At 35.1% G+C, this 13673-nt stretch carries 9 protein-coding genes; 5 read left to right on the top strand and 4 right to left on the bottom strand.

Going from position 1 to position 13673, the window contains the following annotated elements; translation table 11 throughout:
• Nucleotides 1-40 precede the first annotated feature (40 nt).
• From OM075_RS05900 to OM075_RS05885, 4 genes are all read right to left on the bottom strand, one after another.
• Nucleotides 41-1321: a DUF4374 domain-containing protein gene (locus tag OM075_RS05900; protein ID WP_301189562.1), complete on the bottom strand. Its 1281-nt coding sequence runs from the start codon at nt 1319-1321 to the stop codon at nt 41-43.
• Between the two features lie 45 nt (nt 1322-1366).
• Entirely contained in the window at nt 1367-3775 is a 2409-nt protein-coding gene (locus tag OM075_RS05895) for a TonB-dependent receptor (protein WP_301189561.1), read from the bottom strand.
• A gap of 445 nt (nt 3776-4220) precedes the next feature.
• Nucleotides 4221-4913 carry a DUF2202 domain-containing protein gene (locus OM075_RS05890; protein WP_301189560.1) on the bottom strand — a complete coding sequence of 231 codons (693 nt, stop codon included), beginning with the start codon at nt 4911-4913 and terminating at the stop codon, nt 4221-4223.
• Between the two features lie 196 nt (nt 4914-5109).
• Nucleotides 5110-5817, bottom strand: a complete 708-nt coding sequence (locus OM075_RS05885; RefSeq protein WP_301189559.1) for a hypothetical protein — start codon at nt 5815-5817, stop codon at nt 5110-5112.
• Between the two features lie 219 nt (nt 5818-6036).
• Between OM075_RS05885 and OM075_RS05880 the strand changes: the two genes are divergently transcribed.
• The 5 genes from OM075_RS05880 to OM075_RS05860 all read left to right on the top strand — a co-directional run bounded on the left by OM075_RS05880 (nt 6037) and on the right by OM075_RS05860 (nt 13646).
• Complete coding sequence (locus tag OM075_RS05880) at nt 6037-6762, top strand: GntR family transcriptional regulator (protein ID WP_301189558.1); 726 nt, start codon at nt 6037-6039, stop codon at nt 6760-6762.
• A 473-nt stretch (nt 6763-7235) separates the two neighbouring features.
• Nucleotides 7236-9590 (top strand): GH92 family glycosyl hydrolase, encoded by a 2355-nt coding sequence (locus tag OM075_RS05875; protein ID WP_301189557.1) that lies wholly within the window; start codon nt 7236-7238, stop codon nt 9588-9590.
• Between the two features lie 41 nt (nt 9591-9631).
• The gene (locus tag OM075_RS05870) at nt 9632-11368 is read left to right on the top strand and encodes a class I mannose-6-phosphate isomerase (protein ID WP_301189556.1); all 1737 of its coding nucleotides are present in this window, start codon (nt 9632-9634) and stop codon (nt 11366-11368) included.
• Between the two features lie 4 nt (nt 11369-11372).
• Nucleotides 11373-12476 (top strand): ROK family protein, encoded by a 1104-nt coding sequence (locus OM075_RS05865; RefSeq protein ID WP_301189555.1) that lies wholly within the window; start codon nt 11373-11375, stop codon nt 12474-12476.
• 168 nt (nt 12477-12644) lie between these two features.
• Nucleotides 12645-13646 carry an MFS transporter gene (locus tag OM075_RS05860; protein ID WP_301189554.1) on the top strand — a complete coding sequence of 334 codons (1002 nt, stop codon included), beginning with the start codon at nt 12645-12647 and terminating at the stop codon, nt 13644-13646.
• Nucleotides 13647-13673: the final 27 nt, after the last annotated feature.

Raw genomic sequence — 13673 nt, 5'->3', positions numbered from 1 at the left:
TATAAAATCTATAACATCCCGAACACAATTAAACATATAATTAATTAGCCCTCAGTGGGTAAATTGCTTTGATATTGGTTGCTCCATCAATCTCAGTACCTCTTGTAGCGGAAGCTGTTGAAGGATCAATCTTATAAATTGCAGGATCATACCCCTCTAATTTTACCGGCAGGTATAAGTTGTTGTTTTGAACTAAAGGTTCTCCATAACTGGCAATTTCATCGTAAGTAGGGAAATTGTTAATCCAGCTAAATGTTTTATCATACAGGTTTACTAAACCAAAGCGGGTAGCAGGTGAAGATGAGGTGATTTCAAGGTCGTTATAGAAAACCATTAAAAAGTAACCTCTGCTGATATACCATATTCTTCTGAAGTGATAATTGTCTGTAAGCTCTTCAATATTAAAATAGTAATCAGGATCAAAATCTGTAGCACCATCATTTATTCGTAAAGCTCCACATGGTCGTGTTGAAGTACTTTCATATGATCCTGAAAAAACATAAACATCATCATTTTCATCTTTTGACATCATATTATAATAACGAGAACGATATCTTCCGGAAGCATAACTGATTCTGTCATCGCGATAAATTCTTTTTACATTTAGGTCTTCATCCATAGCTGCAACCCAAACACTATCAGGATAATTAACAATACCTGAACTTGATCCACCTTCTATCACCTCTCCGGTCTGTGAACATACCAAAGCAGTTAGAAACTCACCATTACCTAAATCTACAATTCCTGAGTTTGTTGCTTTTTCGCCATTACCTGTAATGTTGAGAGTTTGCATGGTTTTAGTAGTAAGACTTAAGGATCCGTCGGCAATATTGATAAAGTTAAAACTGATACCATCATCGCGTGTAGAGCCATCTTCGTAGGTTAGCGTATTTCCATCTTCGCCAACAGGAGCCTGACCTCCAACTGAAGTAATGGCATAATCGCCAAAGAAACCATAGTTAGTAAAGCGAGAGCCTATCTGAAACTCTCCAACAACCTCTGGTATATTTTCATTATTATTTTGGATGGCAACTCCCACGCCCGGATTGGCCTGGTTGTATATCAATCCAATCACTGTGGAAGGATTATCGTTATATAGCCATGTTTGAATTTGCGATTCAAGTTCAAAAACGTTTTGATTGATGCTATAGTTTGCATCCTCCAAATTTTCTATTTGCATTACATAATCTGAACTCTCTCCCGAAACGGAAACAAAATATGATCCCACAGAAGGAGCAACTTCATTATTATCATCGCATGATGCCATTCCTATCATTAATAGAAATAACAGGCCCGTTTCTATCCATCGTTTTTTATTCATTTTATATTAGTTTTTAATTATTAAATACTTTTGAGTCGATGCCAATTATTTGTGTAGGTAATACCTTAATTTCACTGAGTAACTTCTGCCGGGTTTTTGCAGACTATAATTATCCAGTAATAACTCGTTAGTAAAGTTTTTGGCTTCGCATGTTATATTATACCTTCCATTTTTGATGGAATATCCAATCTGAAAATTGTGTGGTGTTTGAGTAGGAATGGTTATGTCACCGCCTTCACTAGGCCAGCTTTTATAAAACTCATACTTGAACTGAAAGCCATAGGTAAGCAACAGATGATTACCCTCATGCAAAAAGTTTTTCAGACTGTAGGTTAGATCTACATTAGAGAACATATATGGCATATTCGGCATCCTGTCTTTATATCTGATGCTTATATTGTTTGTAGCCCTGTCCGAAGGCGTATCATATTTTTCAATATTGCGGATATCCTGGTAGGTAAAGTTCGAATTAAGAGATAGATTCTTGTAAAAGAAGTTAATCTCCAATTCAGCTCCACTTGTTCGCACTTTTCCATGGTTTAAGTAATATCCTTCACCATACTTTTCCCCAATGAGTCTTCGAATATAATTGTAGGTATATCGGTAAAGTAAGCCAGCATAGGCATTGAATGATATGTTTTCGCCCGATGTTTCGTATCCAAAATTAAGGTTGATGTTATGACTGTTTTCAGGTTTCAGACTGGCGTTCCCTGTTTCTAAAATCTCATCTCCAAATAACTCCGTTTGCGAAGGAACCCGTACTGTTTTTTCGTACGAAGTTTTGATTTGCCACTTGTTAAAAGGATGAAAAGTGGTGGCCAAACCATATCCTGAAGTGCTATAATCTTTTTCTACTTCAACAAAATTAGTGCGTGAAGTAGAGTTGTCAGCATCCATTGGCCCAATGGTATTTACATAGTAGTATTTGCCAAAAACAGATACATTGAGTTTATCACTTGGTTTATATTCGTAGCTGAATCCGGTAATGTTTTTAATGTTTCTACGTTTGATAAAGTCAGATTCATTGCTGTTCTCTGAGTTTGCTTCGGAATCTGTATTTTCTCTTGAAAAAGAGGTTGTTGTATTGTTTAAAACAAAAGCGTGTTGGTTTAGCAATGTATATTTTAAGGTAGTAACATAAGAACCCGTTTTACTGTTGAATTCGCCTAATGTTCTTTGATACTCGCTATCTAAATTGCTGTTGTATCTAAAGTCGCCGGCCCAGTTGTATTGTCCTCTTACAGTATCCACATTATTGGTTTGTACAAAACTATATTTTCCGGTAAACGACAAATCAAGGTTTTCCAATCCCAGATCCTTCTTTTTATAATAAACTGCAGGAATAATGCTCTTTGATTTGCTTTCTCTTCCTCCGTAGGCAATTTTCATCAGGTTGGCATTCTGAATCTGATTGTATTCCTGATTATAGTTCACCTCAACCATAAAACGGCTGGTCCAGCTTTTATCTTTTACTCCGGCTCGAGCCATGAATCCTTCGTTATGGTATTGATCATGGAATCGGCGAAACCAGCTTTCTTCTGATGAGTACCTATTGGTTTCCAGGTTCAGAAGCTGAGTTTTAACTTTGTAGTTGTTATCTGAGTAGTTCTGAAAAACATCCAGTTGACCTATGAAACCTTCCTTGGTAGTTTTTCCTATGCTTACATATGATTTATGTGTATTAAATGATCCATAAGAATAAGAAGCATCAACATAGCTCATATCTGATTTTCTGGTAACAATGTTTATGGCACCACCTAAGGCATCACCACCTAATTCAATAGGTACTACGCCTTTGTAAACTTCGATACGCTCGGCCATATTGATGGGAATTTTATTGATCTGCATGGTAGAACCATTCCCAGTCATAGGAACGCCATCCATAAATATTTTAATATGATTACCTGTAAATCCGTTGATAGACACATTGGTATTGGAGCCAACACCTCCGTCTTCTTTTATTTTTACACCTGCTATTTTATCTAACACCTGTGCTACACCAGTTGTGTTGTTATGAAATTGTTTGGCATCAATGGCTACAACATTGTAGGCTGTTTTGTTAATTTGCTTTACAACCGATTGCCCAATAACATTCACATGATCCAGTTTTACATTATCAGGCTTTAGTTTTATTTGGAGAAACTTCTCTTCATTATTACCAACCGTAACCGATTGCTCCAATGGTCTAAATCCAAGCATTTGAATACATAAAGTATGTGTTCCTTCATTTACGCTCAGACTGAATTTACCTTTTGCATCTGAACTTACACCTCTAAATGTTTCCTTGATATACGCACTGGCATTAGGTAAAGTATTTCCTTCATTGTCGTATATAATTCCTCGTATGGTACACGGCGGTTTTTGTCCGCTTATTAATTGTGCACACCCAAAAATAAGGGTAAGAGTAATGATAAAATGTATGTTTGGTATTCGGTACTTCTTATAAATAGTCATGTGTCTAAAACTTTTGAGCAAAAATCAGGTATTTACCCAAGTCTTGAAATCACAACTTATAGGGAATTAAAAGTAGGCTTTTATGTAGGAGATGCTATGAATAACTATAATAGGGGAGGTTATTGTTTGAAATAAACTATACACAACTTTGTAGATAACTGATATTTCAGGATAACGTTTACCAGTGTATGAGCATAGTTAATATAAGCTTGAAATATAATTAAGTATACTTTTGCTTAAATAGCGATTTTAACATTTGTTTAGTTAGGACAGCAAAAGTGATTTGGGCTATAAAGGATTGATTTGTTATGGTGCAAAGGGATAGGAGGGTAATAATTTTTATTAGCTATATGTTGGTATGTGGAATTTTTCGGAGACGTTAAGTGAAAAATATCCCTCAAAATGGTAGTTCAATATATTTTGAGGGATAATACGAGTTGTAATATTATCTGTTACCCGTTTCATTTGGTCCATTAATAATTTCATCGTACTGATCTTGAGAGATGTACTGAGGAGAATAAGTAATGCCATATTTTACCAGCTGACGGTTAAATGCTCTAAGGTGGTTTCGGGATCCGCGAAGTAAATTGTTAAAAACCATTGTAATATTTTCATTACTGGTGGCATCCAATTTTTCCTGCAGGTCTTTGATATCCAATTCTTCAATGAGAGCACCAACTTTCATTGCTTCCTCAATAGACTGTGAGCCTTGTTCAACCAGCTGATCATACAAGGCTTTAAATTCTTCACTTTCGAATTCTCCCGGAGCTAAAACTTCAGTACTTCCTAAATTGTAGTATTCTACCAGTCCCATCACTGCAGCAATATGTCTTTCTTCCGATTTTGAAATGTTGGTAAATACTCTTGCATTCCATATTTCATTTAAGGCATAGTAAACATCGCGAGCCAGTTTTTCTTCTTCTTTCATAAATTGAAGCATTTTTGTTTCTGCTGTAGTTAATGGTTCTGTATCAACAAAATTTGCTAATAAATCATCAATGTTTATTTCTTCATTGCTGCTGTAAGCAAGCTCTGTAACTTGTTCTTCTATTATTTCTTTTTCATCGCACGATGCGGCAAAAATTAGTTGTGAGGCCATTAAGCCTGCAATAATCAACGTTCTGTTTATCTTTTTCATAACCCTAATATTTAAATAATACTTACGTTCTGGTGATCATTTAAATGTTAGACACAGATGTCGAATATTTCCTACGGGTAATATTTGTTTTTTTTGTAATCAGGTATATGCAGAAAAAAAATACTCCTATCCAAAAACAAATCGGAAGGAGTATTAATTATAGGATGTGTTTGAGTAATAAGGGAAATTGATCTTGTTATAATTTTATAATTGCCAGAGATTTTGATTTAACCAGCCACGCCAGTCCAAAAAAGAATAATGCAACAGCTTCACCAATAAGCACAATGCATTGAGAAAAAGGAGGTGTTATCATAAACTCAAAAACTAAAATAAATAATAGCGATATAAGAACCATAATGGCGCATATTCTATACATACGGTTTCTTTTCTTTTTAGTAATTCTTTCTTTTTCTGATTCGTGCAAATTGTCCGTTCTGGTAAATCGGAAATAAGATAAATAGGCCATGATCAGGAAAAATCCTGTGGCACATATTAAATGAATGGTGTTAAGTATATTGTTGTTATGACCTCTTGGGGGATTAAAAAGATGATAAGTGTTTATAAGCTGAAGGTCGGCTTTTGTAGGAATAAATGCTACTATAATAATTAAGATCCCCGCAAAATTAGTTACCCAGTTATCGTTAATAAAGTCGAGCTTAGTTTTATCTTTTTTATATCCCCTGTACGAAAACAGATACAAACCATAGGCAAACAATAATCCAATAAAAAGTACATTCGATTCGGAATAGTAATAATGACTTATGGAAGGCAGTATTTGAAAATGGTTCAGGCAGATTAAAAGAGGAGCCAGGGCAATACCAATAATCCCTAAATTTCGTCGCAGCGTTAAATGTGTATCACTTATTAATGATTCTTCAATAAAGTTATCTTCTTTCTTATTCATGGGTTAGATTTTAAAATTTTAGTTGGTAAACATAATGAATTATTGTGGTTTACTAAAATGAGGTTTTATAAATGTAGAAGTTTGTAAGTAAACAGCACCAGAAAAGTAAAAGATTATGAGTTTCATCAGATGAGTTTTTGTAAAAGAATTAGTATTTGTATATTTGTACCTACATAAAGAATGATTTGTTTTATATGTATCTGTGTAAATCTTAGTATGATGATTAATAGAAAAAACAGTGTACCACTTCACGAACAGGTTGAATATTATCTTCGAAGTTTAATTGAAAGGAAGGAGTATAAGGATGATGGCTCGATTTTGCCGGCAGAGTTGGAGTTGGCTCAGCAATTAGGAGTTTCAAGAACAACTGTGAGGCAGGCAATTAATAAATTGGTTTTTGAAGGTTTACTAACGCGAAAAAAGAAGGTTGGAACCAGGGTTGCAAAAAGCAAAATTACAGGATATGGTCAAGAATGGATGAGTTTTACTCAGGAGATGCATGCCATGGGTATAGAAGTAAGAAATTATGAGATGCATACTACTTGGGAGAAAGCAAATAAGGAATTGGCAGTCTTTTTTGGGGTTGAAGAAGGTTCTGAAATCTTAAGATTGGAAAGACTAAGAGGTGGTGTTGTTGAAGGTCCATTCGTTTTATTTGTATCTTATTTTAATCCTAAGATAGGATTGACAGGAGATGAGAATTTTAGTCAGCCATTATATTCAATTTTAGAAAAAGATTATGGAATTACAGTAAAGACTTCACAAGAGGAAATAAGTGCTGTTTCGGCAGGTGCAATTTGTGTAAAAAAACTCAAGGTATCGGAGGGAGTGCCTATTTTTAAAAGGGAAAGGAAAGTATATGATGCTGATGGAAATCCGGTTGAGTATAATGTTGGACTATATAAAGCTGATTCTTTTAAATATTCGATTGTATTTAATCGTTAGATTACTGATATAACTTAATAAAAAGCAGGATGTTAGAATGTGAATATCCTGCCTTTTTTTTGTCTTAGAATAAGGCTGTTATCTATTTGTTCGGATTAGTACTGGCTTAAAGGTGTGCTACCGGATATTTATTAAAGGGCTTGATTGTATAAAGAGTGATTTAGTTACTATATGTAGGTACATAATGATTTAGATTTTATAAAAACTATGGGTTGTTTTATTGTGTTCGATTATTTTGGGGATCATTGAGTTGTGTGATTTTATGAAGGGATTAATTCTTTGGAATAATCAGAAGATGGAGATTGGATTTGTTTTGTATTATATATGTTACTACATTTGAAGTGTTGTTTTATGTTATCACAATGATAAAATCTCTTATATAAAGTGATAGATGACTCTTTTTGATGCATGAAATAAACTGTTGCTTGGGATCACAGTAATTAGAAATACAAATAGAAACAAATACTATTAAAATGAAGAATGTATTTTTTTACATAATCGTTATGTTGTTTGCAGTTGGTTGCAATAAGAATAAGACAGTAAAATCAGTTACGATGTTAAGTGATTATGTTAAGCCTAATATTGGGAGTACACATAGTAGGTGGTTTTTTTATACGCCAGGAGCTGTACCATTTGGAATGTCAAAATTAGGTCCTTCTACAAATGGAACCTATGGAAATGAGCAAGGATGGGAAGCGGTAGGATATGAAGATGGGCATCAATCAATAGAAGGATTTGCATGTTTTCATGAGTTTCAGGTTGGAGGATTATTAATTCAACCAACGGTTGGTGTTGTTCAAACAATCCCGGGAACTTTAGAAGATCCTTCCAAAGGATATAGATCCCAGTTCGATAAAAAAGATGAATACGCTACCTCGGGATTTTATTCTGTTTTATTAAAAGATTACAATGTAAAGGCTGAATTAACAGCGACTAAACGAGTTGGATTTCAAAAATATACTTTCCCAAAGACGGAGGAGGCAAATATTATTTTTGATGTAGGAAATCAGCTTGGGGAAAGTGGTAAAGTAATTGATGCTTTTGTGAAGATTGTGGATGATAAAAGCATTGAGGGTTATGTGATTACAAAGCCAGAGTATGTAAAAAAATATCAACCGGAAGCCGAAGTGAGAATGTTTTTTTATGCGGAGGTGGATAAGGCTGCTAAAGGCTCAGGTGTGTTTTACCGGAGTAAAGATGTGTTGCCAACCAAGGAATTAAAAGGTAAGGGTGTTTGTGCTGTACTAAATTATTCAACTGGCAATCAAGAGGAAATTACCGTTAAAATAGGTCAGTCTTATACATCTATCGAAAATGCAAAGCTTAATTTGGCAGCTGAAGCAGGAAGTATGGGGTTTGCTGAAGCTAAAAGCAAGGCTATTGATACATGGAATACATATTTGGGACGAATTGTTGCTGAAGGTGGTGATGAGAAAGATAAAGTTAAGTTTTATACAGGTTTATATCATGCTTTATTGGGCAGAGGGTTAGTTAATGATGTTAACGGAGCATATCCTATGAATAATGGAGATGTAGGCAGTATTAATTTAGATAAGGATGGAATACCTGTGCATAGTTACTATAATACAGATGCTATTTGGGGTGGTTTTTGGAATTTAACACAGTTGTGGTCTATTGCTTATCCTGAATATTATTCTGATTGGGTACAAAGTCAGTTATTGGTTTATAATGAAACAGGATGGTTGGGAGATGGTATTGCAAATAGTAAATATGTATCGGGAGTAGGTACAAATTTCACAAGTTTGGCAATTGCATCGGCATACAATTGTGGTATCAGGGATTTTGATATTGAAAAAGGTTATGAGGCGGCATTAAAAAATGAAGTTGAGTGGCGAGATAGAATTGAAGGGGCAGGTAAAATGGATGTTGGCGCATTTGTACAAAATGGTTATGTGTCGTACATTGGTGATATAGGTTTTAATACTATTCCGGAAGGTTCTCCCTTTAGTGCCTCTCATACTTTAGAGTATTCTTTTTCGAGTTATGCAGTGGCGCAGTTTGCCAATTCTTTAGGTAAAGATGCTGATTATATGCGTCTGATGAAGATGTCTGATTCCTGGAAAAATTTGTACGACCCGGAAACAAACTTGATCAGGCCGAGAGGTAAGGATGGTAAATTTATTGAAGATTTTGATCCAAGAGCTCCCTGGGTAGGTTTTCAGGAAGGAAATGCGATACAATATACTTTTTACGTTCCGCATCAACCTAAACAACTTATTTCCCTGATTGGCGAAGATGAGTTTAATAATCGTTTAGATAGTATTTTTATTCGTTCTCAGGAAAATATTTTTGGTGGAGGTAAAACTGTTAATGCGTTTTCTGGATTACAGGCGTTGTATAATCATGGTAATCAACCAAATTTACATATTTCATGGCTGTTTAATTTTTCGGGTAAGCCATGGTTGTCTCAAAAATGGGTAAGGGCTATTTGTGATGAGTTTTATGGTACTGATGGAGTTCATGGTTATGGATACGGTCAGGATGAGGATCAGGGACAATTGGGTGCATGGTATGTGATGTCTGCAATGGGATTATTTGATGTAAAAGGATTGACAGATCCAAATCCTCAATTTCAGGTTGGTAGCCCCTTGTTTGATAAGGTAACAATACAGTTAAATAAAGATTATTATTTAGGTAAAACATTTGTTATTGAAGCACATAATAACTCTAAAGAAAATAAATATTTAAAGGCTATAGAGTTAAATAATCAAACAATCTCAAAACCTTTTATTGGTTTTTCGAATGTGGTAAATGGTGGTAAGCTTATTCTTGAAATGAATAACACACCAAATAAAGCAATTCAATAAAGGAATATAATTGTAATTAAACGCATTTAAAAAACTAGTAAATGAGTATAAAATCAAATTTTGATAAGTTACCTACAATTAACCTTGAAGGTGAAGTTGTTAGTGGGTGGGCTGAAATTATTCAAGTATTAAGAAATACAAAAGGCAATGTTATTGCAATTGAATGTTATCCGGGTGTAGATTTTTTAGAATTTAAGCATGCTTTAGAAAATGAAGGTGTTTTTTTGGATACCCATACTTTATTGAAATCATACGAAGAGGTTCTACAATTAACAAAGGCTGACGTTACGGATGATGCCATATTTGGTTTTATAACCAGATTAGATCTGATTGATTTTTTTGATATGAAAAAGCTTACGAATGCTCAGATTAATCTTCAAAGTAAAACTAATGATGATCCGGTAATAGTTTGTGGTCCGGGAGCATTTCTTTGTGTTCCGAATGCAGATGTAAAAATATATGCAGATATGGCTCGTTGGGAAATTCAATTAAGAATGCGACGCAATGAAGTCAATGGATTGGGAGTGAAAAATTGTTGTGAGCCATTTAATTTGCAGTATAAAAGAGGTTTTTTCGTTGACTGGCGTGTTTGTGATAAGTTTAAAAAGGAATGGTTTTTTAAATGTGATTATCTTTTGGATACTAATAAACAAAATAATCCAAAGCTGGTTAAGATGGATCAGGTTAAATTGGGACTAAAAAAGGCAGTACAACAGCCTTTTAGATTGGTGCCATTTTTTGATCCGGGACCATGGGGAGGCCATTGGATGGAAGAGGTTTGTGATTTGGAAACGGAAGGAAAGCCTAATCATGCCTGGTGTTTTGATTGTGTTCCTGAAGAGAATAGTTTGTTGCTTGGTTTTAATAATGAGGTGGTGGAAATACCTTCTGTAGATTTAGTTTTCTTTCAAAGTAAGGAATTACTGGGTGATGAGGTAGAAGCCAGATTTGGTCAGGAGTTTCCAATTCGTTTCGACTTCTTAGATACTATGGGTGGAGGGAATTTAAGTTTGCAGGTTCATCCTGATACCACCTATATTCAACAAAATTTTGGCATGAATTATACGCAGGATGAAAGTTATTATATTTTAGATGCTAAAGATAATGCGGAAGTCTATTTAGGACTGAAAAAAGATGTGGATCCGGTACAAATGATTCATGAATTAAACGAAGCACAAAAGGAGGATCAAGGATTCAATGCTGATAAGTTTGTTAATACATTTCCGGCAAAAAAGCATGATCATTTCTTAATTCCGGGAGGAACCATACATTGTTCCGGAAAAGATGCCATGGTACTGGAAATTAGTGCTACACCTTATATATTTACGTTTAAGTTATGGGATTGGGGACGATTGGGACTTGATGGAAAACCAAGACCTATTAATATTAAGCATGCCAGTAAGGTAATTGATTGGAGTCGAGATACCTATTTTGCAAAAAATGAATTGGTAAATCAGGTAACAAAACTAGCTGAAGGTGATGGTTGGATTGAGGAGCGTACCGGCTTGCACAAAAGAGAGTTTATTGAAACACGTCGGCACTGGTTTACAAAACCCCTACATCATAACACGGATGGGGGAGTAAATGTGTTAAACTTAATAGAAGGACGTGAAGCTATTGTTGAAAGTCCGGTTGGTTCATTTGAGCCTTTTGTTGTACATTATGCAGAAACCTTTATCGTTCCGGCCGGTGTGGGAGATTATATTATTCGTCCCTATGGAGAAAGTGAAGGAAAAACGATAGGAACAATTAAGGCATTTGTAAGAAAAAACGCATAATCTAATGAAATACAATTCCGATCATAGATATGTAGCAACTCTTGATGCAGGAGGTACTAATTTTGTATTTTCTGCCATTCAGGGAAATGAAGAGGTCGTTAGGCCGATAAGAAAAACGGCCATTCCTGATAATTTGGACCAGTGTTTGAACGTAATAAAAAATGGATTTGAAGAGGTTATTCAGCAGTTGCCAGAAAAACCTGTTGCCCTTAGCTTTGCATTTCCCGGACCTGCTGATTATGCGAATGGAATAATAGGAGATTTGCCTAACTTCCCGTCTTTTAAAGGAGGTGTGCCTTTAGGTCCTTTTCTTGAAAATGAATTTAACATACCTGTCTTTATTAATAATGATGGAAGCTTATTTGCTTATGGTGAGGCTTTGGCGGGTGCTTTAAGTGATATAAATAGGCTACTTAAAGAAAAAGGCAGTTCCAGAGGATATAACAATTTATTAGGGGTTACGCTTGGAACTGGTTTTGGAGGAGGTGCTGTTGTTAATCAGGAGTTAGTGTTGGGCGATAATGCTTGTGGTGGAGATGTCTGGGTATTCAGGAATAAAAAGTATCCCAAGTGTATTGTAGAAGAGAGTGTTAGTAAAAGGGCAGTTACAAGGGTTTATAAAGAATTAAGTGGAGATTCTTTAAAGTTGACTCCGGAAGAAATTTATAAGGTTGCACAGGGTTTAAAAGCTGGCGATAGAGAAGCTGCAGTAAAGAGTTTTGAAGAATTGGGAGAGATGGCCGGGGATACTATTGCTATGGCAAATACAATAATAGATGGCATTGTTGTTATTGGTGGTGGTTTAAGCGGTGCATATGAATATATTTTACCAGCAATGGTAAAGGAGTTGAATCATTCAATAAGTACATTAAATGGAGAAGTGTTTCCAAGATCACAGGCTCAAGTGTATAATTTAATGGATAAAGAACAATTGGATTTGTTTCTTCAGGATGGTATTGTTGAATTAAAAATTCCCGGAAGTCATAGGACTGTTCCTTATATGGCAGAAAAGAAAACAGGTATTGTTGTTTCGAAACTGGGTGCCAGTAAAGCTATTTCGTTGGGAGCTTATGCTTATGCTTTACATCAGATTGATAGTATGAAATGAGTCGTGATTACGGATTCTTATACAAGAGGATCGCTGAAATGGCGGATTCTATACGACTCTTAGAATTAAATTTATACAGATGAAACGAGCCATGAGAAGGTGTTCTCGCACACGAGGATGACTAAATAGGTGAGTTCCATGTGACCAAGTGAAACAAATATTAAACACATGAAAAAAAATCATTCACTTTCCCAAATATTACCCGTTCTGTTTGGCTTTTTTGTAATGGGATTTTGCGATGTAGTAGGTATAACAGCTTCGCATGTTAAAGAAGATCTTTTGGGAGCTTATAGTCCTGATTTTAGAGATACTTTATCCAATCTCATTCCAGTAGCTTTGTTTTCCATGTTTCTTATTTTTTCAATACCAACAGGTATGTTAATGAATAAAATAGGGCGTAAGAAAACCGTTTTGCTAAGTAATATTATTACTGTTGTGGCAATGTTTATTCCGTTAATAGAATATTCGTTTGTTATGTCGTTAGTGGCGTTTGCTTTATTGGGAGTAGCTAATACAATACTTCAGGTTTCTTTAAATCCGTTGTTGAGTAATGTAGTAGCGGGCGATAAATTAACAAGTAGTTTAACAGCCGGACAATTTGTTAAGGCTATTTCATCCTTTAGTGCTCCATTTATTGCAGCTTTGGCCGCAACACAGTTGAATAATTGGCAATATATTTTTCCAATTTATGCTGTTATTACGGTATTCTCAACTGTGTGGTTAATGTTTACGCCAATTGAGGAAGAGTCAATTCATAATAAGATGAGTACCTTTGGGAGTGCTTTAGGAATTTTAAAGGATAAAACTATTTTCCTATTATTTCTGGGTATTGTATTCGTTGTTGGAGTTGATGTTGGCATGAACACTGCAGCCCCTAAAATTTTAATGGAGAGATGTTCATTGGATTCTATTCAAGCAGGTTATGGTCCTAGTGTATATTTTGCACTGCGGACTTTAGGCGCATTTGCAGGGGCAATCATTTTGGCTAAATTCTCCTCCCATAAGTTTTTTCAGTTAAATATTATTGTGGCAGTTTTGGCTTTAGTAATACTCATTTTTGCCTATTATAAGCCTTTTGTCTTTGTTTTATTTGGGGTAATTGGGGATCATGTAAAAAAGTTGGGTCTAAATTGTATAATTAATAATCATGCAAAATTTTTGTTAACCTAAACAAGAAGAATTTTACATCTGAAACAC

Origin of the sequence: Plebeiibacterium sediminum, from assembly GCF_026013605.1 — a bacterium.
Lineage (GTDB): Bacteria > Bacteroidota > Bacteroidia > Bacteroidales > Marinilabiliaceae > Saccharicrinis > Saccharicrinis sediminus.
Note: the sequence above shows the minus strand (reverse complement) of the source record. Positions and strands in the feature narration are given on the sequence as shown.

Excerpts from the sequence above, each read along its gene's own strand:
- OM075_RS05900 (WP_301189562.1), bottom strand. The coding sequence starts at position 1,321 with ATGAATAAAAAACGATGGATAGAAACGGGCCTGTTATTTCTATTAATG.
- OM075_RS05895 (WP_301189561.1), bottom strand. The coding sequence starts at position 3,775 with ATGACTATTTATAAGAAGTACCGAATACCAAACATACATTTTATCATT.
- OM075_RS05890 (WP_301189560.1), bottom strand. The coding sequence starts at position 4,913 with ATGAAAAAGATAAACAGAACGTTGATTATTGCAGGCTTAATGGCCTCA.
- OM075_RS05885 (WP_301189559.1), bottom strand. The coding sequence starts at position 5,817 with ATGAATAAGAAAGAAGATAACTTTATTGAAGAATCATTAATAAGTGAT.
- OM075_RS05880 (WP_301189558.1), top strand. The coding sequence starts at position 6,037 with ATGATTAATAGAAAAAACAGTGTACCACTTCACGAACAGGTTGAATAT.
- OM075_RS05875 (WP_301189557.1), top strand. The coding sequence starts at position 7,236 with ATGAAGAATGTATTTTTTTACATAATCGTTATGTTGTTTGCAGTTGGT.
- OM075_RS05870 (WP_301189556.1), top strand. The coding sequence starts at position 9,632 with ATGAGTATAAAATCAAATTTTGATAAGTTACCTACAATTAACCTTGAA.
- OM075_RS05865 (WP_301189555.1), top strand. The coding sequence starts at position 11,373 with ATGAAATACAATTCCGATCATAGATATGTAGCAACTCTTGATGCAGGA.
- OM075_RS05860 (WP_301189554.1), top strand. The coding sequence starts at position 12,645 with ATGAAAAAAAATCATTCACTTTCCCAAATATTACCCGTTCTGTTTGGC.